The sequence below is a fragment of the Gordonia oryzae genome (genome assembly GCF_003797185.1).
Lineage (GTDB): Bacteria > Actinomycetota > Actinomycetes > Mycobacteriales > Mycobacteriaceae > Gordonia > Gordonia oryzae.
The window spans coordinates 26,593-52,829 of the sequence record NZ_RKMH01000002.1 but is presented as its reverse complement, the minus strand read 5'-3'; the positions used below and the strand labels follow the sequence as shown (position 1 = coordinate 52,829).

The window sequence follows — 26,237 nt, the reverse complement described above, 5'->3', positions numbered from 1 at the left end:
GCATGCCGTATGCGGTGCGGTCGGAGGGGAACCGGGACATCGCTTGCCACACCGGGCGTTCGGCGTCACTGTCATTTCGTCCCGCCGCGAACCCGACCCAAGCGTCAGCGCAACTGCAGGGCAGTCCGGACGACGCTGCGTTCGAGTCCGCGCCAGCGGTCGGCGCTGATGACCGGGGTGACCCCGCTGCGCGCGATGTAGTCGTCGAGGGTCTCCAGGGTCGTGTAGCGCGGCGCGAATCCCAGTTCCGATCGCATCCGGGTGGTGTCGAGCACCCGTCCGTAGGTGAGGAACTCGGTTTGTGAGCTACGGAGTTTGGCCGACCGGAGATCCTGGAGCACCCCGGTGATCGGCGCGAGTAGACGACCGGGCACGGGCAGTTCGAGGTGCCCGGTGCGCCGCACCGCCTGCCTCAGCGTGACCACGCCGTCGCCGGCGACGTTGAACGTGCCCGGCCGGCTCGTCATGGTCGCGTGTTCCATCGCCGCGAGCGCGTCCTCCTCATGCAGGAACTGCAACCGCGACTGGAATCCGAACACCGTCGGCACCACCGGCAACGAGAGATACGAACCCATCCGGGTGTTGATCCGCGGCCCCAACATCGCCTGCAGCCGCATGATAGTGACCTCGATGTCCTGACGCCTGCGCCCGAGCCCGCGAAAGTATCCCTCGACGTCGAGCAGATCACGACCATAGCTGCGGGTGGGTTCGCGCCTGGCGGGGATCTCCTCGGAGAAGTGCGACGGATCGCTCGCACTCGCCCCGTAGACCATCGCCGTGGACCGCAGAATCACGCGCTTTACCGACGGGCTGCGCTGGCACGCCGCACACACCTGCATGGCGCCGACGACGTTGAACTCCTTGATCGCGGCCGAGTGCGGCGCAGTGTCCATGATCGACGTCGCGGCATGGACGACGGTGTCGACGTCGTAGTTGGCGATGGCCTTGGCGATCGCCGGTCTGCGGATGTCCAGCCGCAGGAACTCTGCGCGGCCCATCCGTCGCATCAGATCCTTGCGCGGCACGCGCGAGTCGACGGCGATCACCCGGCGGATGTCGGGGTTGGCGGCCAGCCGGGCCACCAGATAGCCCCCGAGAAAGGTCGCGGCGCCGGTAACCAGAACGGTCCGCGGCGTCGCGTCGGTCGCATCGGTCGCATCGGTCATGGCATCAGGCTAACCCGAGTGCACAGAGGCCCACCGGGCAAGCAGGTCACCGGGCACCGGTGACCTCCACACAACGCGCCAAACAACAAGAACCCGCGCGGCGGCGGGTTCTTGTGATGCGTGGCCGGGCCACACCGGATATTGTGCTGCCGAAACCTCCAGAAGGCCCCGGCGGTCAGCTCACTTACCGAGCTTGCGGCGCTGCACCCGAGTACGACGCAGCAGCTTACGGTGCTTCTTCTTCGACATGCGCTTGCGGCGCTTCTTGATCACTGAACCCATGGGGTGCTTCCTCACTTCACGTGCAATGTTCATCGAGCCCGCAAGTGCTGCGGGACGGTCGCCGGGCGTCGCGACCACTGTCGGGATGAATCTCCGACGGATATCCGACGCGGACGGGCGAGCCGGTGCGGCGTAGCCGAATTGCCACCTTACCGGCCGGACCCCGTCAAACCGAAATCACCGGAGTCCGACCATCGCGGCATGGAGCGGTCCGCACACCCGAGGGCCTAGCCCGCGTCGAAGTAGGACGTCTCCAGGTAGTCGTGCACGGCCTTGGCGTGCACACGGAACGACCGACCCACGCGTACCGCAGGTAGCTCACCGTTGTGGACCAGGCGGTAGACGGTCATCTTCGAGACCCGCATCAGTGATGCGACCTCGGCGACGGTCAAGAACTGCGACCCCGAAGCCGCGTTGCCGACCGATGCCGACCTGTCTCCTGGCGTCTCTGCAGGTGCCATGAAATTCTCATACCTCCGGAGCACGCGTCGCGGCCGCCGGCTTCCCCTCCGGCGGACACCAGACACGCACGTGCTTAATGGAGCTTAGCGTGGCTGATGTGAAAAAAGCGACGTGAGTGGCCAGGAAACTCCGGTTTTGCGGTACTCAACCACAACATACTGGGGTTTCTCGAGGAGCAACCACTAATCGTGGTGCAAAAGGGTCAGCGTGTCAGGGTTATGAACCCTCAACGTCAGCTCGATGTCCAGCACGTGCACTGGCGTCGGCGGCGGCTTCGGTCGCCTCGTAGAACGCCCCACGCAGCCCCTGCGTCTCCAGGGTGCGCACGGCGGCGGCAGTGGTTCCGCCCGGCGAGGTGACCGCCGCACGGAGATCGACCGGGGAGAGTCCGGAGTCACTGAGCAGAACGCCGGCGCCGCGGATGGTCTGCACGACCAGTGTGGTGGCCAGTGCACGGGTCAGTCCCAGCGATACCGCGGAATCGATCATCGCCTCGGCCATCAAGAAGACGTAGGCGGGCCCGGACCCGGAAATCGCGGTGACCGCATCCATCTGCTTCTCGGGTACCACCGCGACGCGACCCACCGACTCGAGGAGCGCAACGACCGCACGCAGTTGCTCGTCATCGACGTGGCGTCCGGCCGCGACCGCCGACATCGCCTCGTTGACCAGCATCGGGGTGTTGGGCATGACGCGCACGACCGGCGAACCCGCCTGCAACATCTTCTCGTAGCGGGCCAGCGGTATGCCCGCGGCGAGGGTCACCGTCACGCGTTCGGACTCGGCGCTGTCGTCGGCGGCGGCGAGTGTGCGCAGGACACCCTCGACGTCGTCGGGTTTCACCGCCAGGAAGACGAACTGCGCCGAACTGACCGCGGTGGTGAGGTCGTCGGTGACGAAGACCTCGTACTCGTCGGCGATTTCTGAGGCCCGCTCGGGAACACGTTCGACGACGACGAGATTCTTTGGCTGTTTGCCGGCGGCGATCAGCCCGGCGAGCAGGGCCTCACCGATCTTGCCGCCGCCGACGATCGCGATGCGCTCGGTCACTGGTGGGAATGCCTCTCTCGTTCACGGGTCTGTTGGGGCCGGGTCAGCGGTGTCAGAACTATCGGGCACTCACCCCGGCCGGGATCAAGGCGAGCTGACGTGACTGGGCCACGACCGCACCCGTCGAGTCCACCACGAGGTGGTCCTCCTCGAACATCCCGGGGCCCACCTCTAGGCTCGTCGCGGCGAAACGCAGCCAGCCTGGGGCCGGCTCGCGACGGATGTAGGTGGTCAACTGCACCGTCGGCGCCCATCCGAACACCGCAAGGTTCATCACGACCGGCGGCGAGATGTCGCACACCAGAACCGCGAAGTCCGCGTCGGGTTCGGCATCCCTGGGACGACACCAGCCGCGCACCACCGGATCGCCGTTCTGCCCGTGTGCCGCCGGGAAACTGTGCGTGTCGACCGCGGTGTCGAGGGCCGCCCCGAGATGGATGACGTCAGCCATCGGCGAGTCTGCGATGCGCAGGGCGTCGGCGTCCGGGGTCGGGGCGAGATCGTCGAGCACGTGGGGCGACGAATGTCGCGAGGGACCGGTGTCCGGGCGGGCCAGCGTCACCGACGACGACACCATGGTCCGGCCGTTCTGGGCGAGGTCGACGTGCAGCAGGGTCACGGTGCGCCCGCGTTTGCGGACGGTCGCGGTGACCTGCACCGTCGCCGGATCGGGCGCGGCGAGATAGTCGCTGGCGATGGCGACCGGTACGAGGTCGGCCGAATGCAGCGAGGTGTCCGGGCTGCCGGGAGCGAGATCGTCGAAGGCGCGTGAGGCCGCCCGCGCGATGATCATCTGCATGGTGCCGCCATGCACCTTCGGGCCGATGGTGAACACCGGATCGATCGAAGTGGTGTAGGTGATCGACGGTTGTTCCGCCGGTGCGGCGACAGGACCGCCCGTCACGGCGAGGTTCAGCAATTCGGTCAGCTTCGGGCTCATGTCATCTCTCCGGCAGCCACCGGGTCCGGCTCGTCTCACGCCTGAGGTGCTGCCGGGCAAAATCTAGCGAACGCGCAAGCATCGCCTGCCGTTCGGGTTTGGTCCGCGCCGAGGAGGTGGTGACCTCTAGAACTACCGCGCCGGAGAAATCACTGCGGGCGATCCGGTGACACACCCGCGCGCAGGGCTGGGTCCCGTCGCCGGGGATCAGGTGCTCGTCGGTGGCCGCCCCGGTTCCGTCGGCGAGATGCAGGTGCGTCAGATGGGCGCCCATCCGCTCGTACAGGGCGACGGCGTCGGTGCCGGCGGTTGCGGTGTGCGAGAGGTCGAGGGTGTAGTGGTCGTAACCGTCGTCGGTGGGGTCGATGGACTTGCCGAACGCCGATACCGCAGGCCCAGGTGTGCCACCGCGGCGGGTGAGCCGACGCGCGGAGCGTTCACCGGCCCCGAACATGCGGTCGGCACGCATCGGGAACATATTCTCGACCGCGATCGAGACGTCTGATTCCGACAACTCGCCCACCAGATCATCGAAGCCCGCTACGTAGGTGCGCTGCCAGCGGAACGGCGGATGGACGACGACGGTGGCCGCACCGAGCGCCTCGGCGGCGTGCGCGGCGCGCGCGAGTTTGTTGAGCGGATCACGTCCCCACACCCGTTGGGTGATGAGCAGGCACGGAGCGTGGATCGAGAGCACCGGCACCTGATAGCGCTCGGAGAGGTGCTCGACATGCCGGATGTCCTGGCTGACCGGGTCGCCCCACACCATCAACTCCACCCCGTCGAAGCCCAGGTCGGCGGCGTAGGCGAAGGCCGCCTCGGTGTTCTGCGGGTAGACCGATGCGGTGGAGAGTCCGACCGGGATCTCCCCGGTCACCGTCGACGGATCGAGGGCCTCGCGCGACTCGCTCACGTCGACAACAGCACGAGCGGGCCGATCGTGACGATCAGCCCGACGGCGAGCGCGAGCAAGGTGGTGATCAGATCCGACGTCCGGCGCACCAGATGAGTGAACGTCACGATTCCGAAGATCACCAGCACCGCGAGCACCAGCGCGAAGTACGGATTCCACTTCCACAACTCGGTGAACCCCCAGAACAGACCCACACCGATGACCAGTCCGGCGACGACCTCGGCGATCACCGCGAGCCACGCCAGCACCGGCTTGCGATCGACCCACGACTCACGCCCATCATCAGAGTTGGCGGCCTCGGCTTTTCGAGCCCTGCGTGCCTTCCGGCCGCGATCTCGGGACTCCGGGGCGGCGGTCTCGTCGGCGACGGGCCCACTCTCGGCGTGGTCGGCGTCGGTGGGGTGGTCCGCGGCATGGTCGGCGTCGGTGGGGTCGGCGTCGGTGGGGTCGGCGTCGGCATGGTCGGCGTCGGCGGGGTCGGCGTCGGCGGGGTCGGCGTCGGCATGGTCGGCGAGGACATTCGCGGCCACGGTCTCGGCAGGCTCGTCGGTGAAGTCGGTATCGCGCGCCCGGCGGCTCGCGGCGACCAATCCACCGAGTCCGACGTCTGCGGCCAGCGCGCCTGCGGCGGAGTCGTCGCGGCCCGCCTCATCGCGGTGCCACTCATCGCGGTGTGATTCGGGCTCGTCGGCCGGATCGAGGACGTTCGCGGCGACAGTCGGGGTGTGCTCGTGGTCGGTCTGATCGAACGGCCCGTGCTCGACACCGAATGACCCGCTGGGCGTGGCCAGGTCGGCGCCCTCGACGTCATCGGCGTCGAGAATGTGCACGTCGGCGCCCACCTCGCTGTCGTCGACGATCGGGATGATGCCGGTGACGGCATCGGCGGCGACATCCTCGGGCTGATGAGTGATATCCGCGCGAGTCGCGGTGTCGGCGGGTTCGTCGGTATTTGCGGCTGCCTTACCCGTCGCGGCCGCACCCGCGGTAGCCGCATTCTCCGCGGCGGCGCTTACTGCCGCGGTGTCCCGATTTTTGCCGCGACCGAACCAGCGGCGCTTCTTCTTCGGCTTCTCCTCGGCGTGCTCGACGTCGGCGAACGAACGATATGCCTCGAAGTCCTCGTCAAAGACCTCCTCAAACCGGCCGTTGCGGGGCGCTGTGTCCTCGGTGTCGGCGCCGGCATCGGCATCGGCATCGGCATCGTCGACGAGCGGGATGATGCCGGTGACCGCGTTCGCGGCGGCGGGGTCGTGGCTGGTCGGGTCGGGACCGCCGGGTTCCGAACCGGCGGCGGCCGGTGTGCGATCGACCGGCTGGTCCCGCAATCGACGCGAGACGTCATCGGAAGTGAAGTCCCGGGTCGGGGGCGGAGCGAAGCTCGGCATGCCACTCGCCGCTCCCGAACTCGCACCGCGACCGACCCGTGGGCCGGGCTCGGTGACCGGACCCGTTGCCGGGCCGCGTGCGGCGAGCGGATTCTGCGACCGGGGGAACGCACCCGAGGACGGAGACGGCGACCAAGGTGCTGTCTGCGGGCCGTCCGGCGTGGAGGTGCTCCGTGCGGGCGCACTCGCAACCGGGTTACTAGGGGCGAAGTTACTCGAGGCCGGGGTACTGGGGGCCGGGGTGCTGGGGGCCGGGGTGCTGGGGGCCGGGGTGCTGGGGAGGTCGGGAGTCGTAACCTGGGTGTCAGACCCGGCAGGGCCCTCGACCCGCGGAATCTCACCGGTCAGCTCGGACACCGACACGGCTCCGGCACGCCCCGCACGCCGACGTCCCCGGTCCCGGCGCGAGCCGGTTGTGGCGTTCGCCGCGTCAGCGGCCTGCGTGCGGGCGAGCAGCTCCGATACCGAGATGGGCCGGGACTCGGTCGCCCCGTCGGGGTCACCGGTGTTGCGGCCGCCGGGGTCGTTGCCGCCGGGTGTGTTCGCCATCGAAGTGCGCTCTCCGTCCTCACCAATCTCGCCGCGCCGCCAGGAGTGGCGGTACAGCGACTCGCGTCGTTCGCGTGTCAGTGGACGTTGCGTGCACCGATGCCTGATGCAGCCGGATCCGAGCTGTCGGCCGGCTCCGCATCGAGGCGACGAAGGATAACCCCCTCCCGCAACGCCCACGGGCAGATTTCCAGTGTATCGACCCCGAGTCCGCGCATTGCCGCCTCGGCGACAAGTGCCCCGGCGACGAGCTGTCCGGCCCGATCAGCGCTGACGCCCTCGAGTTCGGCCCGGTCGTCTCGGGTCATGCGCGAGATGAACGCGATGAGCTGCCGCAGTCCACCGGCGGTGAGGGTCCGCTTGACGCGGGGACCAGCCCCCGACGGGGCGGCGCCGGTCAGTCGGGCAAGGCTGCGGAAGGTCTTAGACGTTCCGACAGCGATGTCCGGCTTACCCGGTCCGAGGAGTTCCTTCGCGGCCGGCCGCATCTCGGCGTCGAGCCAATCACGCAGGACGCCGACCCGGCGCCGGTCCGGCGGATCGTCGGGTAACCAGTCGCGGGTGACGCGGCCGGCACCCAATGGCAGCGAGAGCGCTACGTCGGGTTCTTCGTCGACGCCGTTCGACATCTCCAGCGAGCCCCCGCCGATGTCGAGCGCCAGGATGCGTCCGGCGCTCCAGCCGTACCAGCGCCGCACGGCCAACGACGTCAGCCGAGCCTCGTCGCGACCGGTCAGAACCTCCACCCCGACGCCGGTCTTGGCCGCCACTCGCGCGAGGACGCCGTCAGAGTTGGTGGCGTCGCGGACCGCTGAGGTCGCGAACGCCATCATTTGCTCGCAGCCGGAACTCTTGGCGATGAGGGTGAACTCCTCGATCGAGTCGACGAGCCGTTCGGCGGCACCGGCGGTGAGACGCCCGTCTGCATCGATGTGCTCGGCGAGTCGCAGCACCGCCTTCGTCGAACTCATCGGGGTCGGATGTCCTCCGCGGTGGGCATCGACCACCAGGAGATGAACTGTGTTGCTGCCCACGTCGAGGACTCCTAAACGCACGGATACACGGTAGTGCGTCGCAGTTTCGGTTGTCTGCGGCGGGTCGCCGTGGTGCGGCAAACCGGCGGTGACGGTTACCGTTGAGATGTGCCCAAGCCCAGCGCAGCCCCGCGGATGACGCCCGCTCCCGAGGTCGATCTCGACTTCCCACGGGAATGGTACGAATTCACCGATCCGGCCGATCCCGAGCACATCATCAACGCCGACCTCACGTGGTTGTGTTCGCGCTGGACGTGCGTGTTCGGCACGCCCGCCTGCCAGGGAATCGTCGACGGCCGCGGGACCGACGGATGTTGCACGCATGGGGCGTACCTGTCGGACAAGGACGACCGCAGACGCCTGGCCAAGGGTGTGGCGATGCTGACCGCCGACGACTGGCAGTTCCACAAGAAGGGGTCGGGTAAGGATGCACTTGGCCCGCGTGGGTACCTCGTCGAGGACGAGCTCGACGACGAGCCCGCCCTGAAGACCCGCCAACACAAGGGCGCGTGCATCTTCTTGAACCGTCCGGACTTCGAGAAGGGCCCCGGCTGTGCGCTACACGCGATGGCGCTGCGGCGCGGTCTCGAACCGCTGACCGTGAAACCCGATGTGTGCTGGCAACTTCCGGTACGTCGCGAGCAGGACTGGGTGGAGCGGCCCGACGGCACACAGATCCTCAAGACCACCATCACCGAGTACGACCGCCGCGGCTGGGGGGAGGGCGGTCACGACCTGACGTGGTACTGCTCGGGATCCCCCGACGCGCACGTCGGGGCGTCCCAAGTGTGGCAGTCCTACGAGCCCGAACTGGTCGAGCTGATCGGCCGTCCCGCCTACGAGGCGCTCGCCGATGCGTGCCGACGCCGAAACGGACTCGGGCTCATCGCGATCCATCCGGCGACCCGGGCCGCGACCAGCCGCCGCGACACCGACATCAAGTACGAGCTACTCGACGCCGACGCCGCGGGCTGATCACGGCTCGAACTTGTACCCCAATCCACGCACCGTCACAAGGTGTTTCGGCGAGGCCGGATCGGGCTCGATCTTCGACCGCAGCCGCTTGACGTGGACGTCGAGGGTCTTGGTGTCCCCGACGTAGTCCGCACCCCACACGCGGTCGATCAACTGCCCGCGGGTGAGTACCCGCCCGGAGTTGCGGAGTAGGTATTCGAGGAGATCAAACTCCTTGAGCGGCAACGTGATCGACTCACCATCTACTGCCACGGTATGGCGTTCGACGTCCATCCGGACCGGTCCGGATTCGAGGACCGCCAAGGCGAGGTCGTCCTCGCCGACGTCTCCCCCACGACGCAGAACCGCCCGGATGCGGGCGATGAGCTCACGCGCCGAATACGGCTTGGTGACATAGTCGTCGGCACCGAGTTCGAGTCCGACGACCTTGTCGATCTCACTGTCGCGGGCGGTCACCATGATCACCGGCACGCTCGACCGGGCGCGCAGTGATTTGCAGATCTCGGTCCCCGACACCCCGGGGAGCATGAGGTCGAGCAGGACGATGTCGGGGCTGATGCGCTCGAACACCGCGATGGCCTGTGCACCATCGTTGACGACGCTCGCTTCGAACCCCTCCTTGCGCAGGAGGAAGGCCAGCGGATCGGCCAACGACTCCTCGTCCTCGACGATCAGTACATGCGTCACTCGTGAAGCTCCTTGTTTCTCAGACGTTCTCGTAGTTGCGTGGTCACGTGACTCTCGTCGTCCTCCTCCGAGGAGGTCACGCGATCTGGGGGTCGGCTCGGTGGGACGACTCCTTATCGGATTGCCTTGACGCATCAGCATTCTCGGCGTCGAGGTCCTGGGGAATCGAGAGGGTGAACGTCGACCCGGTGCCGGGTTGACTCCACAGGTTGATGGTTCCGTCGTGGGTGGCAGCAACGTGTTTGACGATCGCCAGGCCCAGACCGGTGCCGCCGGTCAGACGCGACCGCGCCTTGTCGACGCGGAAGAAACGTTCGAAGACGCGCTGTTGATCAGACGGGTTGATACCGATGCCGCGGTCGGTGACCGCGATCGACACCATCGGGACCCCGGCCGAGGTGGTGACGCGCCGGCTCACCGAGACCGTCGTGTTCTCCGGCGAGTAGGCGATGGCGTTGACGATCAGGTTGCTCAACGCGGTCAGCAGCAGCATCCGGTCGCCACGCACCCAGGTGTGGATGGGCTCGTCGGCGCGCAGGACGATGTTGGCGGCCTCGGCGCTCACCGCGGTCCCGTCGATGGCGGAGTCGATGAGATCGTCGACGTCGACGGCCGCGAAATGCGGCTTCTCGCCGCCCTCGAGTCGGGACAGCGCGATCAGCTCGGACACCATGTTGCCCATCCGGGCGGCCTCCGCGACGACGCGGTGCCCGAAGTGCTCGACGGAATCGGCGTCGTCGGCGGATTCGATCAGCGCCTCGGCCAGCAGTCCGATCGCACCGACTGGGGTCTTGAGCTCGTGGGACACGTTGGCGACGAAGTCACGGCGGGTGGCCTCCACCCGCAGGTTCTCGGTGTCATCGGTGCCATAGATCATCACGTAGCGCTCGTGGCCGTGATAGCCAAGTCGTGCCAGGCAGCGCACCGATTCAGCGCTGCGCTTGGTGGCGCGCCCGGTGGAGAGAAATCCCAGCGTAGAGGTCGGCGGGACAAAATCGAAACGCGCCTGCTCACCCGTCTCGAGGACGGTCAACGAGTGCTCCCACACTGGTTCGGCGAGCAGATACTCCGAGACGAGCCCGAGCTCGACGGCGCGATGGTTGTAGAGAACCACGTCGCGAAAGTCGTCGACGACGGCGACGGCAACCTCGGAATTGCGGACTATGAGGCTGAGCAGCCCGGCCTTGGTCATCTGACCGTCCGGGGTGACCACGGGGAGATCGGATTCGCGCAGGGCCGCCGAATCCGGGACCACGCGGGGACGGTCGGCGACGACGGGTGCGCCGCTGGGGATCACGTCGGAATCGGAGTGCACGGAATCGGAGTGGACGGACTCGGCGTGAGACGAGGCGACGTCGCCGGAGGATCGGCGAAACCACCGGCCCCTTACGTCACCACGACCGAACTGGTACCCGAGCAACAACGCAAGCACAACTGCCACGATGGCCCCGGCAAGGAATGCAGCGGTCACACTGGCAGCTTACGGTCCCGGAAACTGCGCGAACATTCCCGACGGCACAATTCGACTTCCGTTCACGTGGTGTTCCACCGAAACGTGATCCGAAGCACCGAAACGGCCTACGAACAAGTCCCGACCGGAATCGTCAAAGCACCACCAGGGCTCACCAGCGCTGAGCAGGGTGACACGGGCGCATTCTCACTGCGGTACCGGTACCGCCATATCGGCGTATTCCGGATGGCGGTCGATGAAGCGTCGCACATAGGAACAGACCGGCACGACCTGTTTTCCCGCCTGACGAATGTCATCGAGTACCGCTTGCACGAGTTGGGCGGCATATCCGCGCCCGGAGTAGGCCTCCGGGATGACGGTATGGGTCAACACCACCTGGTATGGCTCGGAGACGTAATCGACATATCCCACCGTGATCTCGTCACCGTCGGAGTCGGTGGTGAGGATTGCTTCGTATCGCTCGCGCGCAGCCGAATGGGCGATGCGCAGGTGGCTGGGATCTGCCATGCACCCAATGTAGCGCCTGTCACACGAGCGCCGCCATGACGATTATGTTACAGAACACACCAGGCGCTTATTTCTGTCCCTGCGCCGCGACCGCTGCCGCACCCGCCGCGGCGGCTTCCGGGTCCAGATAGGTGCCGCCGGGATTGAGCGGCGTGAGGTTCTCGTCGAGGTCGTAACGCAGCGGATTGCCCGTCGGGATGTTGAGACCGGCGATGTCGGCATCGGAGATCCCGTCAAGGTATTTGACCAGCGCGCGCAACGAATTACCGTGCGCCGCAATGAGAACGGTCTTGCCGGCGGAGATGTCGGCGGCGATGGTCTCGGTGAAATACGGAATCAGCCGCTCCACGACGTCCTTGAGGCATTCGGTCAGTGGCACCTCGGCGAGGTCGGCGTACCGCGGATCGCGGGTCTGGCTGTACTCGGCGTCGGGATCAATCGGCGGCGGCGGGGCGTCATAGCTGCGACGCCAGAGCATGAACTGCTCCTTGCCGTACTTCTCAAGGGTGTCGGCTTTGTTCAAGCCCTGCAGCGCACCGTAGTGACGTTCGTTGAGACGCCAGTCGCGGACCACCGGAATCCAGTGCCGATCGGCGGTGTCCAACGCGATCTGCGCGGTCACAATCGCCCGGCGCAGCAGTGAGGTGTAAAGAACGTCAGGCAGCAGATCATGATCGACGAGGAGCTCGCCGGCGTGCTTCGCCTCGGCCTCGCCCTTGTCGGTGAGCGCGACGTCGACCCAGCCGGTGAACTGGTTGGACGCGTTCCACTCGCTCTCGCCGTGCCGCATCAGAATCAGGGTGCCGTTGCTCATGGTCGATAGTTTGTCACACCGGTCGGGTGGGTTCAGCGCTTGCTCGGCCGCAGTGCGTCGAGGCCATCAATGGCCCAGATCGTCAGGTAGGCCAGCCCGAAGAACAGCGCGACGGCCACTGCGACGCCGGCCGATTCGACATGGGAGAACGGCGAACCCACCCATCCCAGGGTTGAGCGGACGATGTACCCGGGCCGGGCCAGCAGATCCCAGGAGTTCCAGCGTTGGAAGCGGCCGATGACGACGCCGATCGCGCAGAGTCCGACCGAGCACGCGACGGCCAGCCAGCCGATGATCGGGCCGAATTCCCGGCCGAGGCGCCGGTGCACCAGCAACAGCGAGACCACACCGAGGATGATGCCGGTCCACGCCGCGAAGCCGTACTGCAAGATGTGCCGCCACAGGTCATAGCCCTCGCGCAGGTGCACGAGGTCGGTGACGAGATAGGGAGCGTTGGGCAGGAGCGCCAGCCACCCGACACCGATCGGGATCAGCCACACGCGCCGCCGAACGACGGCGAATCCGACCGCGAAGATCATCGGAATCCAGGCAAGAAACAGATTCCACACCAGAAACCGCGTCGGATAGTAGAGCGGCGTGGCCGGGTCAGTGACGCCGAGGCCGACGGTCAGGGCGGTGGTGGCGATCAGCGACGCAGCAAGCACGAGGTGGCGGAAGGGGATCACCGCAGCGATTATTCCCGATGACCTCCTTCGCCTACGTGCGCAAGTCCTTTCGGAGGATCTTGCCACTCCGACTTCGTTGTGGCGTCGATGAACTCAACGGCGCGGACCTTCTTGTGCGGTGCGACCTGTGCGGCGACGAACTCGATCACCTCGTTCTCATCGATCGGCATCGGGCTCGGTGACCACGAACGCCTTCGGGCTCTCCTCGCCGTCGGCGTCGTTGACCCCGATCACCGCGGCGTCGGCGATCTTCGGATGCGTCAACAACAACACCCCGTCGACGACAACAGCGACTCCTCGACACCCAGCGCAGCGGTCGAGGAGATCGGGATGAGGTGGCTGACCGGCGAGAGTTCACTCATGCCGTAGCCCTGCAACATATGCAGATCCAGACACTTGGCCACCGCCTTGCCCAACTCATCGCCAAGCGGGGCCGCCCCCGACATCATCACCTTCAACGACGACAGATCGTAGTTGTCGACGATCGGGTGCTTGGCCAGCGCCACGGCGACCGGCGGCGCGATATGGGCGCTGTCACCCGATACCTCTGGATGGTGCCGAGGAATTCGACGCGATCGAACCGCGGCATGATGACCCGGCGACCACGGTTGTACAACGCCGCGTTGAGCAGGCGCGCAGGATGCCGCGGAAGACGGTGGCGAACGCCGGGATATTCGGTGACAGCAACCCCTACAACGTCACCGACCGCGATACCGCGCCCATAGCGCCCCCCGCCGCCGCATTGATCTGACCGATCAGCTGCCCGTAGGTGGTCTCCGTACCCGACGTCGGACCAACAAGCGCCACCCGCTCGAGATCGGCGTCGGCGAATGACCCGAACAAGAACTCCCAGAGGCTGACATCGGGGATCTCGACATCGGGATCTCGACAGCGGGAAAGGGAGTGGCGAGACTCATGGCACCTCTGTTGGGCAGGATGATCAGAGTAATCGCATCAACAGTCGTTGCCACGTTGTGACGCAGACCTCTGTCCGGTGTGACGCTGTCACCGAGGCTGGAACAGGTCTGGAAAAGTACTACCGGTCGCGCCGTCGACCACCGGGGTTTCGCCGGGAACGTACCTGTCCGGCAACGGTTCTCCGGGTTCGGGGAGCGAGTCCTTGTCAATCAGATGCTCGAAGGCGAGCAGGTTGCGCAGCGATTCGCCGCGCGAGACACGCCACGCCCACTCGCGACGGATCGAGGTGGCGAAACCGATTTCGAGCAATGTGTTGAAGTCACCGTCGGCGGCCTCGAGTACCTGTCCGAGAACACGGTCGACCTCATCGGAGGTGAGCGCATCTCCGGAGATCCGGCCGATCAGGTAGATGTCGCCGATATTGTCGATCGTGTACGCCACGCCGTAGAGCCGGCGATTACGTTTGAGTAGGAACGTGAAGACCTCTTCGTGTTTCTCGTCGGGGCGGCGGCAGACAAACGCTTCCACCCGCACACCGTAGGTACCCGCGGTCAGCAACACCGTTGTCGTGAGCTTGCGCTCACCCGGCAGCTCGAGCACGATGTGCTCAGCCCGAGCCGCGCCGGAACTCTTACGGGTGAACGCAATCCCCCCGTCGGTGAGCACCTTTTCCAGCAGTTCGATGTGGTCGGTGTGACTCATCGTCTTCCTTCCGCTTCGGCGGTCGTGGCCTCGAGAATCTCTCGGGACGCCATCACTCAGAGGGGCATCCGCGCCCGACGGCGTCCCCAGCGGCGGGTCGCCCGCACCAGCGGGGTAACTCCGACCGCCGGCACACGGTTACCCGCAAAGGAATCCATCGCTCGCGCGTAACTCGCCAGCAGCGCGTCGGTGGTGTGCTCCCACGAGAATTGTTCGGCATGCTCGCGTGCGCGGCGTCCCATCGCGTTGAGCTGTCCTGGACTACTGAGCATCTTCTCCAGCGCGGTCGTCCAGTCCCCGATCAGATGTCCGTCCACGAGCATCCCCGACCTGCCGTCGGCCACGGCCACCCCGAGTCCGCCGACGTGGGCGGCCAACACCGGGACGCCACACGCCTGCGCCTCGATGGCGACAAGACCGAAGCTTTCCGAATAACTGGGCACTGCAACGAGATCCGATGACCGATAGACCTGCGCAAGGCGCGTCGCGGGCTGCGGCGGCAAGAATGTCACGGCGTCGGAGATGCCGAGTTCGGCGGCTAGATCGATCAGCGCGGTCGGCCGGTCAAGTCCACTGCCCGACGGCCCGCCCACGATCAGCACGTGCACCGGCCGACGGCCGGTCGCCCGCTGCCGCTCGATAAGCGGCGCCGCGGCAGAGAGCAGGACGTCGGGAGCCTTCAGCGGCTGGATACGACCGACGAACGTCACAATGCTCGCTTCTTCCGGCAGTCCCAACTCCGCGCGTGCATCCGAGCGCGAACCCGGGGTGTAGCAGTCGAGATCGGCGCCCGGCGTCACGATGTCGATGCGACCGGGATCGGCGTCGTACATGGTGATCAGCTCGTTGCGTTCGGTGTCGGTGTTGGCCACGAGCCGATCGGCCTCCGCAACCACCTGCTGCTCGCCGATCACACGCAGTCGTGGTTCGGCCGCATCCCCTTTGGCCAGTGCGGCGTTCTTCACCGCTGCCAAGGTGTGCGCGGTATGCACCAGCGGCACACCCCATCGCTCCCGGGCGAGCCACCCCACCTGCCCCGACAACCAGTAGTGCGAATGGATCAGGTCGTAGTAACCGGGCCTTTGCATCGCCTCGGCGCGCAGTACCCCCGCGGTGAACGCACAAAGTTGAGCAGGCAGATCCCGCTTGTCGAGCCCCTCGAACGGCCCCGCCACGATATGTCGGACGGTGATCCCGTCCGCGGCCGCCACCGTCGGCGCATCTGCCGAGGAGGTCGCGCGCGTGAATATCTCGACCTTCACCCCACGCCGGGCCAGACACTGCGCCGTCTGCCATACGTAGACGTTCATCCCGCCCGCGTCGCCGGTACCGGGCTGCGCCAACGGCGAGGTGTGCACCGAGATCAACGCGATGCGCCGGGGCCGTGACGAACTCATCCCCTCAGCTTAGAGAAGCACACGGCGACGGCTCGGGTCAGTGCCCCCAGCCCGGATTGCTCCGAGCATCCATCATGTGTGCTGCACATGCCCACACTTCTCGACTGGAGACACTGACACATTCACCACGGCGCCTCATTGTCCCGCCGTGATGACGGTATTCGTCTCACGAGCCGCTTTTCGTCCAGATCGAGGCCATCGGGTTGGCCGACAACCCACCGATGGTCATGCAGTCCCCACCCTGCCTTGCGCGGACTGGGTCGATGACGATCATCGGCACACCGGCCCGATCGGCTGATCACCGCGAGCGAGACCACACTGTCCGGGGGAGGTGCGCCCGAACCCGGCCCCTGTTTGCACGGTTCGGCGTCGAGATGTCCCGACTGGTACCAAAACCCCCGAACTTCTCCCGCGCACACCGCACCCACCGGCGAACGGGCGCCGATTGGTCGCAACGAAGGCCGTCGCCTACACTGCATTCGGTAACGATTGTCGTTTTCGTCGAAGGGCGCTATTCCATGAAGCGTGCATTGATCGCCTCCGCAGGTCTGTTGACCGCCGCGGCCCTGGTCCTGTCGGGTTGTTCGGACGACGGCGGCGGCTCGTCGAGTGGCGGTAAGCCGACCGTGGTCACCTCGACCAACGTGTGGGGTTCGGTGGCCTCGGCGGTGGCCGGAAACGACGCTGAGGTCACCGCGCTGTTCACCAACAGCACCGAAGACCCGCACGAGTTCGAGCCGTCGGCGACGGACACCGCGAAGGTCGCCGACGCCTCGGTGATCCTCATGAACGGCGGCCACTACGACGAGTACATGGAGCAGGCCGCCAAGAACAGCTCCGGCACGGTGATCAACGCCTTCGACATCATGCAGGGCGGTCACGAGGAGTCCACCACAGAGACCGGCACCGACGAGGGCCACTCGCACGAGGTCAACGAGCACGTGTTCTACAACCTGGCTGTGGTCGGACAAGTGGCCACCAGACTCGGGGAAGCGTTGGCCGCCAAGGACTCCGCCCACGCCGAGACCTACCGCGCCAACGCCCTACGCTTCAACACCGAACTCGCCGCCGTCCGCAATCAGGTGAGCCAGATCAAGGCCGCCCACAACGGGACCAAGGTCGCCCAGACCGAACCACTGGCCGGATACTTGCTCACCGAGGCCGGGCTCGACGACGTCTCCCCCGCCGGCTTCACCGCAGCCGTCGAGGAGGGCCAGTCTCCCTCGGCCGCCGACCGCGCCGCCCTACAGGACCTCCTCACCTCCCGCACCGTGAAGGCGTTCATCTACAACACCCAGGCCGTCGACTCGGTGACCGAGGCGTTGCTCACGGTGGCCCAAGGTGCGAAAGTACCGGTCGTGAAGTTCACCGAAACGCTGCCCGACGGTGTCAGCGATTACGTCATCTGGCAGCGCGGCCAGGCCGAGGCCCTCGCGAATGCGTTGAACTCGTCCAACGCCTGATGACCGACCCGATCCCCGCCACACCGGCCACCGCCACGCCGATCCCGGTCGCCGCGTTTCGCCACGCGCGCCTCGCCTTCGGCGAGCGGGTGCTCTGGAACAACCTGAACCTGACGATCGAGGCCGGCGAGTTCGTCGCCGTCCTCGGTCCGAACGGTTCGGGCAAGACGTCGTTCCTGCGCACCCTGCTCGGCCAGTATCGGTTGAGTGCCGGGGATCTCGACGTCACCGACGCCGTCGGCTACATCCCTCAACAGCACGCCGACGAGGCCGACACGATGGCCCTCCGTGCCCGCGACCTGGTGGGGTTCGGCGTAGACGGATCGCGGTGGGGTGTCGGTCTGCGCGGGCGACGCGAACGCCGACGAATCGTCGATGCCGCGCTCGCCGAGGTCGGTGCGACCCCCTACGCCGATGCCCCGGTCGGGCTCCTCTCCGGCGGTGAGCAGCAGCGTCTGCGGGTGGCGCAGGCGCTGACCACCGATCCGCAGCTACTGCTCTGCGACGAGCCACTGGCCAGCCTCGATCCGGCCAGCCAGGAACGCGTCGTCGAACTCATCGACCGTCGCCGGCGCACCGCACAAACCGCAGTGGTCCTGGTGACGCACGAGATCAACCCGGTGATGCCGTATGTGGACCGGGTGCTCTACCTCGTCGGCGGCGAGTTCCTCGCGGGGCCGCCGGAGAAGGTGATGACAACGGCGACGCTCTCAGCGCTCTACGGCAGTCATGTCGAGGTGGTGCGCGTCAACGGCCGCCTCCTCGTCGTCGGCGGCGAAGAGGGCATCGCACACTGCCACACCGACGAGGAGCATCGGGGCCTGTGAGTACCGTTCTGGCCGCCCGGACCGTCGTGGCCGCCAACGTCGAACTCCGCGACTTCTGGGATTTCGCCGAGACCGCGCGACTGCTGCACTACGACTTCGTCTGGCAGGCGCTCATCGCGCTGGCACTCCTCGGCGTGCTCTCCGGCGTCCTCGCCCCGCTGATCGTGTCGCGGCAGATGTCGTTCGCCGTGCATGGCGCGAGTGAACTGTCGGTCACCGGCGCCGCCGCCGCGTTACTCGCCGGTGTCAGTATCAACCTCGGCGGGGTGATCGGCGCGGTCCTCGCCGCCGCCGTCTTCGGATTCATGGGAAATCGTGCCCGCGAACGCGATTCGGTGATCGGCGTCGTGATGGCATTCGGCTTGGGATTGGGCGTGCTGTTCCTGGCGCTCTACGGCCGCATCGGTGCGGGGTTCGCGCTGCTGACCGGGCAGGTCGTCAGTGTCGGCGTGCACGGGATGGCCGCGATCGCGATCACCACCGCCGTGGTGCTGGCAGTGCTCGCCGTCGTCTACCGCCCGGTGTTGTTCGCCTCGCTGGACCCCCGGGTCGCGCAGGCGCGCGGCGTGCCGATGCGGGCGCTGTCGGTGGTATTCGCGATCCTCGTCGGCCTCGCCGCCGCGCAGGGCGTACAGATCATCGGGGCGCTGCTGGTGATGTCACTGATGATCACCCCCGGCGCCGCAGCCGCGCGTCTGAGCGCCAATCCGACGGTCGTGCTGGGCCTGTCGGTGCTCTTCGCCGAGATCGCCGCCCTCGGCGGTCTGCTGCTGTCGTTGGCGCCGCAACTACCGGTCTCGGTATTCGTCACCACGATCTCGTTCGTGATCTACCTCGTGTGCCGAGCGATCGGCTCCCGGCGGACCCACGCCACCCGCACCTGACCCGGCACCACCCTCGGCGGCGGCACCGAGGCGTCACTCCTCCGGCCCGCCGGGGTTGCACATGCTGTTGATCATCTCCTGCTGCGACACCACGGGGCGGTCGGGTTCGATGTTCCAGCTCGGCTTGTCGGGCGCGACGATCCGCGCGTAGGTCCAGTGGCAATCGAACTGGGCACGCATCCCCGCGGTGTCGGCGTTGGGCGCCAGCGCGAGCACCTCGGCCCACGCGACATCGGCGCCGTTGTCGGATGTCGTCTTGCGACCCGAGGACGTCGGATGGATCTGCAGGCTCGGCCCGACCTGCGTCTGCACCCACTGCACGTGATCGATGTAGGGCGGCAGGTTCACCGGATCGGTCGTCGGGGAGGCTGTCGGCTCGATCCACGACGACGGTGCGGAAGCGACAGGAGAGGAAGCCGCAGGCGACGCGGCCGATGGCGACGGGGACGTACTCGGCTCCGAACCCGTCGCAGAAGAGGACTCGTCGTCGCAGCCGGCCACGCCGACGAGCAGCACAACGCAGGCAACGGTGGCCGCGACAGAAGCCAGCATTCGGGGCCACGGTTCACCTCTCACCTCCGCGACAATAGTCACCGGAGTAACCAGCGCGGTGTGCCGAGTGGTCACACTCGTGTACGAACCACGGCCATCGGCATCGTGCCGGCCGCTTGCGCCGCGCGCCCTCACCCGCCTCAACCCGTATGCGCGGTTCGCGGTCAACAAGCGCAACAGCGGAACGGATTTCTGTCCGCTCGATACCGCGAGCTTCGAGGACCGCTCGTCCTACACCGACCACGAAGCAACACCCGTGCCGTCGATGCGACGACCTACACCGACTCTCCATGTCGATCTCAGTGAAACACTGAGCCGCCCAAGCAACCTCCGCCGGTTGGGAACTCGTCAGTGACTCGGAGACCAGCAGCTTCGGCACTGGCGGTTGCGACCCGGCCCACCGCACCCCTGCCAGCCCGGCTCGGCGCAGGTCTGCGCGACTTTCGGCTCCGCCGGGGCCGCCCGCGCGCGACCAGCTCGGCGCCGCCCCATGATGACGAGGAGCGTCAGCACACGCGTCCCCGCCGCCACGGCGAGGATGGTGGCCCCGAAGGCGATGGCGGTGAGCACCCGTCCGGGCGGCTCGATCACCGTCATGGTGGGACCATCACCGCTCGTATGGGGTGCTGTCGGCGACACCGGCAGACCGGCGACGACGCAGCGCCAGGATCACCGCACCGGCCTCGGCGGCGTCTGCGCTGACGGTGACACCGCCCGGCTGCAGCTCGATCTGCGCGGTCGTAGCGGTCGGGATCGGGGTCGGCGAGTTCAGCCGCGCCCGCTTCGCGACGGGCGGACCGATGCCGTTTCGACTCTTAAACGTTCTCACTGCGCTATGGGGATTCTGGGAGCATGGGCACCATGCCCACCGAGTTCGTCCTCCGACATAGCGCGCCGTGTCCCCGACATCGGCGATGACCCGTTCGGGGATCCGCGTCGGCGATCGCGTCGACGCCGGCTGTTACATCGACCTCGGCGGCACCCTGATCTGGCACTTCGTCGGTGGCGACCCGGCCGGGGCACCGACGGTCCTATTGCACGGCGCCTTCGCCTCGGCGGCGACGTGGGGTGCGCAGATCGCCGGCTTCACCAATGCCGGCCTGCATGTGTACGTCCCGGAACGCAGCGGCCACGGTCACAGTCCGGATGTGGCCGGGCGGTGGTCGATGGATGCGATGCTCGCCCAGGTCATCGGCTATCTCGAGACGGTGGTCGGAGTGCCGGCCAACCTGGTCGGCTGGAGTGACGGCGCGATGCTCGCGCTCCTCGTCGCGCGGGTCCGCCCTGAGCTGGTGTCCCGGGTGGTGCTCACCTGCAACTACATCAACTCCGCAGGACGGGACGCGCCGGAGTTCTTCGCCCGGATGACCGCTCGGGAACCGGACTTCGTCAACTTCCTGCGCAGCACCTACGACGAGGAAAGTCCGGACGGCCCAGAGCATTTCGATGCGGTGTACGCGAAAACCGAGGACTTCCTGAGCAACGGACCGGAGTACACGGTCACCGAATTCGCCGAGGTTGACGCACCCGTACTCGTCGTCGCCGCCGACTGCGGCGTGGTGCACCTCGATCACAGCCTGGAACTGTCACGCACGTTGCCCCGCGGGCGGCTCGCGATACTCCCCGGCACGCACATCCTGCCGATCGAGTCACCGGAACTGTTCAATCCGCTGGTGCTGTCGTTCCTGATGTCGGACCCGCCGAGTCGCTGGACCCCGTGACCGCTCGAGCCTGCGACCGCCGGGTGGCCCGGCCCGTTCAGACGTCGAGCGCGACGACGTCGGACGGCGCTTGCGGTGAACCGCCGGATACGACGAGGAGTTGACGCCCCCGGTTCCACGCCTGCCGGCGCGACGCGTCCGGGTCGGACTCGACGTGGCTGGTGCGGTCGAGCACCATCACCGGCCGATGGGCCGCGTCGTATGCCGGCCAACCCGGTCCGGGAGGCCGTCCGCGCGCAAAATCACCCCACCGGGACTGCATCTCGTCGACCATCGCGCCTGCGGCACGCCAGTCGGCCGTCGCCAGCCCGGCGAACACCGGCATCCGATAACCGCCGAACACCGCGAACAACTCGGTTGCGTGCGTGGCGCCGAGCCCGGCGCGCGCAAGGGCGCGCGTGTGGAAGTCGAAGCGGTACACATACGTCGGTGCTACTTCGCGATGCGCGTCAGCGAAGGCGGTGACTGGAGCCCAGAAGATGCTGTCGGCGGTCAGCCGCAACTGGTCGTCGGGGCCACCTGCGTACTCGTTCATGATCTCCTGGCGCGCGGTCTCGTCCTGGATGGCCAGCAACGTGCGCTCGGTGTCGGGCAGCAGATCCCAGAATTTGTCGAAGAGTTTGCCCTCGTCGCGGTTGGTGCCGATGATCAGCGGGACCGGTGCGGTGTTGCCGTCGCGGGCCGCGGCATACGGCGACTGCGGTAGGGACGGCACGCCATAGGCCGGTCCGAACGGGGTCGGTTCGAGGCTGTCGGCGTGGCGGGCGAAGCCCATCAGGCGCCGGCCGGCGCGGTGGAGTTCCCCGGGTGAGGCGGCGTCGAGAATCCTGGCCGCCTCGTGCGGGTCGATCGGCTCGCGTGCGCTGGTGTCGTCGCTGCTGCGCCGGTCCGGGTCGGTCAGCAGCCGCAGGAACTCGTCGGCGAAGAGCAAAGCGCTCTCGCGGGAGATCGCCAGGTCCGTCGCCGGGCTCTCGGCGATCGCCCGGTGGAACAGTCCGCGAGCGCCGGGTGCGGCGAGCAGGCACAGCACCGAGGTCCCGCCCGCGGACTCGCCGAAGATCGTGACGTTGTCGGGATCACCGCCGAAGGCCGCGATGTTGCGCTGCACCCATTGCAGAGCGGCGATGTGGTCCTTGAGACCGGGGTTCTCGTCGAAGTGTCGCTCCGGCGTCGAATAGCCGCTGAAATCCAGCATCCCGAACGGCCCGAACCGGTACTGGATGGTGACCACGACCACATCCTGCGCACGCGCGAGGTGCGTGCCGTCGTAGAGCGGGGTCGCCGCGGTGCCCAGGATGTAAGCGCCGCCATGGATGAACACCATCACCGGTCGCGGCGTGCTCGCCACGGTATCGGGGGCGACGACGTTGAGGGTCAGGCAGTCTTCGCTCACCGGCTGGAATCGTCCGAGGCCGGTCGCGGTGAGCAGTTTGTCCTGTACCGCGGCGTCACCGAAATTCTCGCAGCGCCGCACGCCGGGCCACGGGGCCAACGGCTGTGGGGCGTCGAAACGTCCGCCGCCGACCGGCGGAGCCGCATACGGAATGCCCCGCCAGGCGACGGTGCCGCGGCGGGAACGCCGGCCGCGGACCCCGGACACGATCCCCTCCGCGGTCGAGACTCTGGTGTCGGCCACTGCGGTGTTCGGAACTCCCATGCTGTCGAATCTACAATGCGGCAGTGACGTCGAACACTGTGCGTGTGCCCACCGGGCGGGAGGCCGGGCGGTCGGTGGACCTCAACGCCGACCTCGGTGAGGGCGTCGGCGACGATGAGGCGATGCTGGCGATCGTCACCAGCGCCAACGTTGCCTGCGGTTTCCACGCCGGCACTCCCGCCGAACTTCGTGCGACGTGCCGCGGGGCCGCGGTGTCCGGGGTACGCGTCGGCGCGCAGGTCTCCTACCCGGACCGCTCCGGATTCGGCCGGCGCTTCATGGACATCGCCCCGGCCGAACTCACCGCCGACATCCTTTACCAGATCGGCGCACTTCAGGGCCTCGCGAGATCCGTCGGCGTCGAGGTCACCTACGTCAAACCACATGGCGCACTGTATAACTCGATCGTGCACCACACCCGGCAGGCCGATGCCGTCATCGACGCGTTGCGCGAGATCGGCGCCACCCTGCCGCTGATGGGTCTCGCGGGATCGCCTGTGCTGCACCGCGCCCGCGACGCCGGACTTCCGGTTATCGCCGAGGCGTTCGCCGACCGCGCCTACACCCCCGAGGCCACCCTCGTGCCGCGCACCGAGCCGGGCGCCGTGCTCACCGACAGCGGCGAGATCGCGCAGCGCGTCGTGCGACTCGTGTCCGAGGGCACCGTGGTGGCCGTCGACGGGTCGGTGCTCCGCATCGACGCCGAGTCGATCTGTCTCCACGGCGACACACCTGGGGCCATCGGACACGCCCGTGAGGTGCGGGAAGCGTTGCAGCTGAGCGGGATTCGGGTCACCGCCGCGTCGTAGTGCGTTACGCCAGTCGCCGCTGCCGGGCACATTCGGCCAGTACGACGCCCGCGGCCACCGAGGCGTTGAGACTCTCGACGTCGCCGGCCATCGGAATGGACAGGATCGAGTCACATGTCTCGCGGACCAGTCGCGACAGACCCTTACCCTCGGACCCTACGACGATGACGGTGGGTCCGGTGCCGTCGTAGTCGTCGAGCGTCACATCCCCCTGCGCGTCGAGACCGACGAGTTGCGCACCCGTCTCCGCCCACGCCTTGAGTGTCCGAGTCAGGTTCGGGGCCTGTGCGACGGGCAGCCGGGCCGCCGCACCCGCCGACGTGCGCCACGCCACCGCGGTCACCGACGCGCTGCGTCGCTGCGGGATGAGCACCCCGTGCCCGCCGAAAGCGGCAACGGAACGGATAACCGCCCCCAGGTTACGGGGATCGGTGATGTTGTCGAGCGCCACCAGCAGTGGCGGGGTGCCGCTATCGAGGGCGTCGCGCATCAGGTCGTCGGGGTGGACGTAACTGTATTCGGGGACCTGCAAGGCGATACCCTGGTGCATACCGTTGGCCGACAACCGATCCAGCTCGCCCTTGCCCACTTCGAGGATCGAGATGGCGCGGTCGGCGGCCAGCTTGACCGCCTCGGCGACCCGGTCGTCGGGATCACTGCCGGTGACGACGTACAGTGCGGTCGCCGGCACGTCGGCGCGCAGACACTCGACGACGGGGTTGCGACCCAGGACGTACTCGGGGCCGTCGTCCTTGCGTGACCTCGGCCGTCCCGCAGTGGTTTTCGCAGCGGCCTTGGCACGCTTGTGCGCCGGATGGTACGGACGGTCCACGGCCTTCGGGGTGGCCCCGCGCCCTTCGAGTCCGCGGCGTCGCTGCCCGCCAGAGCCGACGGTCTGCCCCTTCTTGCTGCCGTCTTTGCGCACGGCGCCTTTGCGTTTCGAGTTGCCCGCCATCTACTCCCGGCCTTTCAAGCTCCATTGTGCCCCGTCGGGGGTGTCGGTCACCTCAATACCGGCCTGCGCCAGTCGGTCCCGTACCGCGTCGGCGGTGGCCCAGTCCTTATCTGCGCGCGCCTGCGACCGTCGGGCCAGTTCGGCCTGCACGAGCACGTCGAGTGCGGACGTGGCCGCCGAGTCGTCTGCGGCATCGCAACGCCAATGCGGATCCAGCGGATCGACGCCGAGAATGCCCGTCATGGCCCGCACCGCCGATGCCGCGGACAAGGCCCCGGGTCCGTCACCGCCCTCGAGGGCGGTGTTGCCGTGACGCACGGTGTTATGCACGACAGCCAGCGCCGCCGGCACACCCAGGTCGTCGTCGAGGGCCGCCGCGAACTCGGCTGGCACCTCACCCACGCCGACCTCGGCCACGCGCGAATGTACGCGCTCGACAAAGGATTCGACACGCCGATAGCCCGCTGCCGCCTCGGTCAGGGCGCCGTCGGAGTACTCCAGCATCGAGCGGTAGTGGGCACTGCCGAGGTAGTAGCGCAACTCCACCGGCCGCATGCGCGCCAGCATCGCCGGGATAGACACCACGTTGCCCAGCGACTTGCTCATCTTCTCCCCACCCATGGTCACCCAGCCGTTGTGGAGCCAGTACCGGGCGAACGGGTCGCCGGCGCCGTGCGCCTGGGCGATCTCGTTCTCGTGGTGGGGAAAAATGAGATCCATTCCACCGCAGTGGATGTCGAACTCCGAACCGAGTAGCGAGGTGGCCATTGCCGAGCACTCGAGGTGCCAGCCCGGACGTCCTGCTCCCCACGGGGTGGGCCACTGCGGCTCGTCGGGTTTGGCCGCCTTCCACAGTGTGAAATCGCGCGGGTCACGTTTGCCGGTGCCCACACTCTCGCCCTGATGGACATCGTCGAGTTGGTGACCCGAGAGCGCACCGTACTCGGGCAGACTGCGCACGTCGAAATAGACGTTGCCGTCGGCGGCGTAGGCGTGGCCGCGTTCGATGAGACGCTCCATGTAGGTGACCATCTGCGTGACGAATCCAGTGGCCCGCGGCTCCCCCGACGGCGGCAGGACGCCGAGTGCGTCATAGGCCGCGGAGAATTCCCGCTCATGGGTGGCCGCCCACTCCCACCACGGGCGTCCGGCCTCGGCGGCCTTGCGCAGGATCTTGTCGTCGACGTCGGTCACGTTACGCACAAACAACACGTCGTCGCCACGATGCAACAGCCAGCGGCGCAGGATGTCGAAGGCGATGCCGCTGCGGACGTGACCGATGTGCGGAACCCCCTGAACGGTGGCGCCACACAGGTAGATCGACACATGCCCGGTGCGCAGGGGCACGAAGTCGCGGACCTCCCGGGTGGCGGTGTCATACAGGCGCAGGGTCACGACGTGCGATTCTACCCGGATCGATGCCCGTGA

27 protein-coding genes and 1 pseudogene are annotated in these 26,237 nt (G+C 67.4%); 6 read left to right on the top strand and 22 right to left on the bottom strand.

Features of this window, described 5'->3' with window-relative positions; translation table 11 throughout:
- Nucleotides 1–104: 104 nt before the first annotated feature.
- From EF294_RS02200 to EF294_RS02165, 8 genes are all read right to left on the bottom strand, one after another.
- Nucleotides 105–1,166 (bottom strand): NAD-dependent epimerase/dehydratase family protein, encoded by a 1,062-nt coding sequence (locus EF294_RS02200; protein ID WP_123925385.1) that lies wholly within the window; start codon nucleotides 1,164–1,166, stop codon nucleotides 105–107.
- A gap of 180 nt (nucleotides 1,167–1,346) precedes the next feature.
- The gene (locus EF294_RS02195) at nucleotides 1,347–1,448 is read right to left on the bottom strand and encodes a 30S ribosomal protein bS22 (protein WP_003402602.1); all 102 of its coding nucleotides are present in this window, start codon (nucleotides 1,446–1,448) and stop codon (nucleotides 1,347–1,349) included.
- A gap of 227 nt (nucleotides 1,449–1,675) precedes the next feature.
- A complete protein-coding gene (locus EF294_RS02190; RefSeq protein WP_006372728.1) occupies nucleotides 1,676–1,909 on the bottom strand; it encodes a helix-turn-helix domain-containing protein in 234 nt (77 codons plus the stop codon).
- Between the two features lie 217 nt (nucleotides 1,910–2,126).
- Complete coding sequence (gene proC / locus EF294_RS02185; RefSeq protein WP_123925384.1) at nucleotides 2,127–2,960, bottom strand: pyrroline-5-carboxylate reductase; 834 nt, start codon at nucleotides 2,958–2,960, stop codon at nucleotides 2,127–2,129.
- Nucleotides 2,961–3,018: 58 nt separating this feature from the next.
- Complete coding sequence (locus EF294_RS02180; protein WP_123925383.1) at nucleotides 3,019–3,900, bottom strand: thioesterase family protein; 882 nt, start codon at nucleotides 3,898–3,900, stop codon at nucleotides 3,019–3,021.
- 1 nt (nucleotide 3,901) lies between these two features.
- Nucleotides 3,902–4,813 (bottom strand): sugar phosphate isomerase/epimerase family protein, encoded by a 912-nt coding sequence (locus EF294_RS02175; RefSeq protein ID WP_123925382.1) that lies wholly within the window; start codon nucleotides 4,811–4,813, stop codon nucleotides 3,902–3,904.
- Complete coding sequence (locus tag EF294_RS02170; RefSeq protein WP_123925381.1) at nucleotides 4,810–6,750, bottom strand: GtrA domain-containing protein; 1,941 nt, start codon at nucleotides 6,748–6,750, stop codon at nucleotides 4,810–4,812. Before EF294_RS02170 ends, EF294_RS02175 begins: the two co-directional genes overlap by 4 nt.
- 77 nt (nucleotides 6,751–6,827) lie before the next feature.
- Nucleotides 6,828–7,805, bottom strand: a complete 978-nt coding sequence (locus EF294_RS02165; protein WP_185090921.1) for a Ppx/GppA family phosphatase — start codon at nucleotides 7,803–7,805, stop codon at nucleotides 6,828–6,830.
- 114 nt (nucleotides 7,806–7,919) lie between these two features.
- Between EF294_RS02165 and EF294_RS02160 the strand changes: the two genes are divergently transcribed.
- Nucleotides 7,920–8,759, top strand: a complete 840-nt coding sequence (locus EF294_RS02160; RefSeq protein ID WP_123925899.1) for a DUF3109 family protein — start codon at nucleotides 7,920–7,922, stop codon at nucleotides 8,757–8,759.
- On the opposite strand, the gene EF294_RS02155 is transcribed toward EF294_RS02160, so the two are convergent.
- The 8 genes and pseudogenes from EF294_RS02155 to mshA all read right to left on the bottom strand — a co-directional run bounded on the left by EF294_RS02155 (nucleotide 8,760) and on the right by mshA (nucleotide 15,941).
- Nucleotides 8,760–9,446, bottom strand: coding sequence for a response regulator transcription factor (locus tag EF294_RS02155; protein WP_123925380.1), 687 nt, complete (start codon nucleotides 9,444–9,446; stop codon nucleotides 8,760–8,762). It lies immediately after the preceding gene.
- A 76-nt stretch (nucleotides 9,447–9,522) separates the two neighbouring features.
- Nucleotides 9,523–10,917, bottom strand: coding sequence for a sensor histidine kinase (locus tag EF294_RS02150; RefSeq protein WP_246007626.1), 1,395 nt, complete (start codon nucleotides 10,915–10,917; stop codon nucleotides 9,523–9,525).
- Between the two features lie 186 nt (nucleotides 10,918–11,103).
- Nucleotides 11,104–11,424 carry a GNAT family N-acetyltransferase gene (locus EF294_RS02145; protein WP_123925379.1) on the bottom strand — a complete coding sequence of 107 codons (321 nt, stop codon included), beginning with the start codon at nucleotides 11,422–11,424 and terminating at the stop codon, nucleotides 11,104–11,106.
- Nucleotides 11,425–11,491: 67 nt separating this feature from the next.
- Nucleotides 11,492–12,238, bottom strand: a complete 747-nt coding sequence (locus tag EF294_RS02140; RefSeq protein ID WP_123925378.1) for a phosphoglyceromutase — start codon at nucleotides 12,236–12,238, stop codon at nucleotides 11,492–11,494.
- A gap of 32 nt (nucleotides 12,239–12,270) precedes the next feature.
- A complete protein-coding gene (locus tag EF294_RS02135; protein ID WP_185090920.1) occupies nucleotides 12,271–12,924 on the bottom strand; it encodes a DUF1361 domain-containing protein in 654 nt (217 codons plus the stop codon).
- Nucleotides 12,925–12,955: 31 nt separating this feature from the next.
- Nucleotides 12,956–13,794, bottom strand: a pseudogene (locus EF294_RS02130) (AMP-binding protein).
- 135 nt (nucleotides 13,795–13,929) lie between these two features.
- Nucleotides 13,930–14,544 carry a type III secretion system chaperone family protein gene (locus EF294_RS02125; RefSeq protein WP_123925376.1) on the bottom strand — a complete coding sequence of 205 codons (615 nt, stop codon included), beginning with the start codon at nucleotides 14,542–14,544 and terminating at the stop codon, nucleotides 13,930–13,932.
- Nucleotides 14,545–14,600: 56 nt separating this feature from the next.
- Nucleotides 14,601–15,941: a D-inositol-3-phosphate glycosyltransferase gene (gene mshA, locus EF294_RS02120; RefSeq protein WP_123925375.1), complete on the bottom strand. Its 1,341-nt coding sequence runs from the start codon at nucleotides 15,939–15,941 to the stop codon at nucleotides 14,601–14,603.
- A 518-nt stretch (nucleotides 15,942–16,459) separates the two neighbouring features.
- On the opposite strand from mshA, the gene EF294_RS02115 reads away from it, so the two are divergent.
- The 3 genes from EF294_RS02115 to EF294_RS02105 are packed head-to-tail and all read left to right on the top strand — an operon-like array spanning nucleotide 16,460 to nucleotide 19,115.
- Nucleotides 16,460–17,404, top strand: coding sequence for a metal ABC transporter solute-binding protein, Zn/Mn family (locus EF294_RS02115; RefSeq protein ID WP_123925374.1), 945 nt, complete (start codon nucleotides 16,460–16,462; stop codon nucleotides 17,402–17,404).
- Nucleotides 17,404–18,231, top strand: a complete 828-nt coding sequence (locus EF294_RS02110) for a metal ABC transporter ATP-binding protein (protein WP_123925373.1) — start codon at nucleotides 17,404–17,406, stop codon at nucleotides 18,229–18,231. The genes EF294_RS02115 and EF294_RS02110 overlap by 1 nt, the downstream gene beginning before the upstream one ends.
- Entirely contained in the window at nucleotides 18,228–19,115 is an 888-nt protein-coding gene (locus EF294_RS02105; RefSeq protein ID WP_123925372.1) for a metal ABC transporter permease, read from the top strand. Before EF294_RS02110 ends, EF294_RS02105 begins: the two co-directional genes overlap by 4 nt.
- A gap of 33 nt (nucleotides 19,116–19,148) precedes the next feature.
- Here the strand turns inward: EF294_RS02105 and EF294_RS02100 are convergent, their stop codons facing one another.
- From EF294_RS02100 to EF294_RS02090, 3 genes are all read right to left on the bottom strand, one after another.
- Nucleotides 19,149–19,667, bottom strand: a complete 519-nt coding sequence (locus EF294_RS02100; RefSeq protein ID WP_342774305.1) for a DUF2599 domain-containing protein — start codon at nucleotides 19,665–19,667, stop codon at nucleotides 19,149–19,151.
- Between the two features lie 348 nt (nucleotides 19,668–20,015).
- Nucleotides 20,016–20,264 carry a hypothetical protein gene (locus EF294_RS21280; protein ID WP_123925370.1) on the bottom strand — a complete coding sequence of 83 codons (249 nt, stop codon included), beginning with the start codon at nucleotides 20,262–20,264 and terminating at the stop codon, nucleotides 20,016–20,018.
- Between the two features lie 10 nt (nucleotides 20,265–20,274).
- Nucleotides 20,275–20,496 carry a hypothetical protein gene (locus EF294_RS02090; protein ID WP_123925369.1) on the bottom strand — a complete coding sequence of 74 codons (222 nt, stop codon included), beginning with the start codon at nucleotides 20,494–20,496 and terminating at the stop codon, nucleotides 20,275–20,277.
- An 85-nt stretch (nucleotides 20,497–20,581) separates the two neighbouring features.
- Here EF294_RS02090 and EF294_RS02085 point away from each other — a divergent pair, with 85 nt between their 5' ends.
- Nucleotides 20,582–21,388, top strand: coding sequence for an alpha/beta fold hydrolase (locus EF294_RS02085; protein WP_123925368.1), 807 nt, complete (start codon nucleotides 20,582–20,584; stop codon nucleotides 21,386–21,388).
- Between the two features lie 37 nt (nucleotides 21,389–21,425).
- On the opposite strand, the gene EF294_RS02080 is transcribed toward EF294_RS02085, so the two are convergent.
- Nucleotides 21,426–23,045 (bottom strand): carboxylesterase/lipase family protein, encoded by a 1,620-nt coding sequence (locus EF294_RS02080; protein ID WP_123925367.1) that lies wholly within the window; start codon nucleotides 23,043–23,045, stop codon nucleotides 21,426–21,428.
- Between the two features lie 23 nt (nucleotides 23,046–23,068).
- On the opposite strand from EF294_RS02080, the gene EF294_RS02075 reads away from it, so the two are divergent.
- Nucleotides 23,069–23,854 (top strand): LamB/YcsF family protein, encoded by a 786-nt coding sequence (locus tag EF294_RS02075; protein WP_123925366.1) that lies wholly within the window; start codon nucleotides 23,069–23,071, stop codon nucleotides 23,852–23,854.
- Nucleotides 23,855–23,858: 4 nt separating this feature from the next.
- On the opposite strand, the gene rlmB is transcribed toward EF294_RS02075, so the two are convergent.
- Nucleotides 23,859–24,809, bottom strand: a complete 951-nt coding sequence (gene rlmB, locus EF294_RS02070; protein ID WP_123925365.1) for a 23S rRNA (guanosine(2251)-2'-O)-methyltransferase RlmB — start codon at nucleotides 24,807–24,809, stop codon at nucleotides 23,859–23,861.
- On the bottom strand, nucleotides 24,810–26,204 hold the full coding sequence (cysS, locus tag EF294_RS02065; protein WP_123925364.1) for a cysteine--tRNA ligase: 1,395 nt from the start codon (nucleotides 26,202–26,204) through the stop codon (nucleotides 24,810–24,812).
- Between the last annotated feature and the right edge of the window lie 33 nt (nucleotides 26,205–26,237).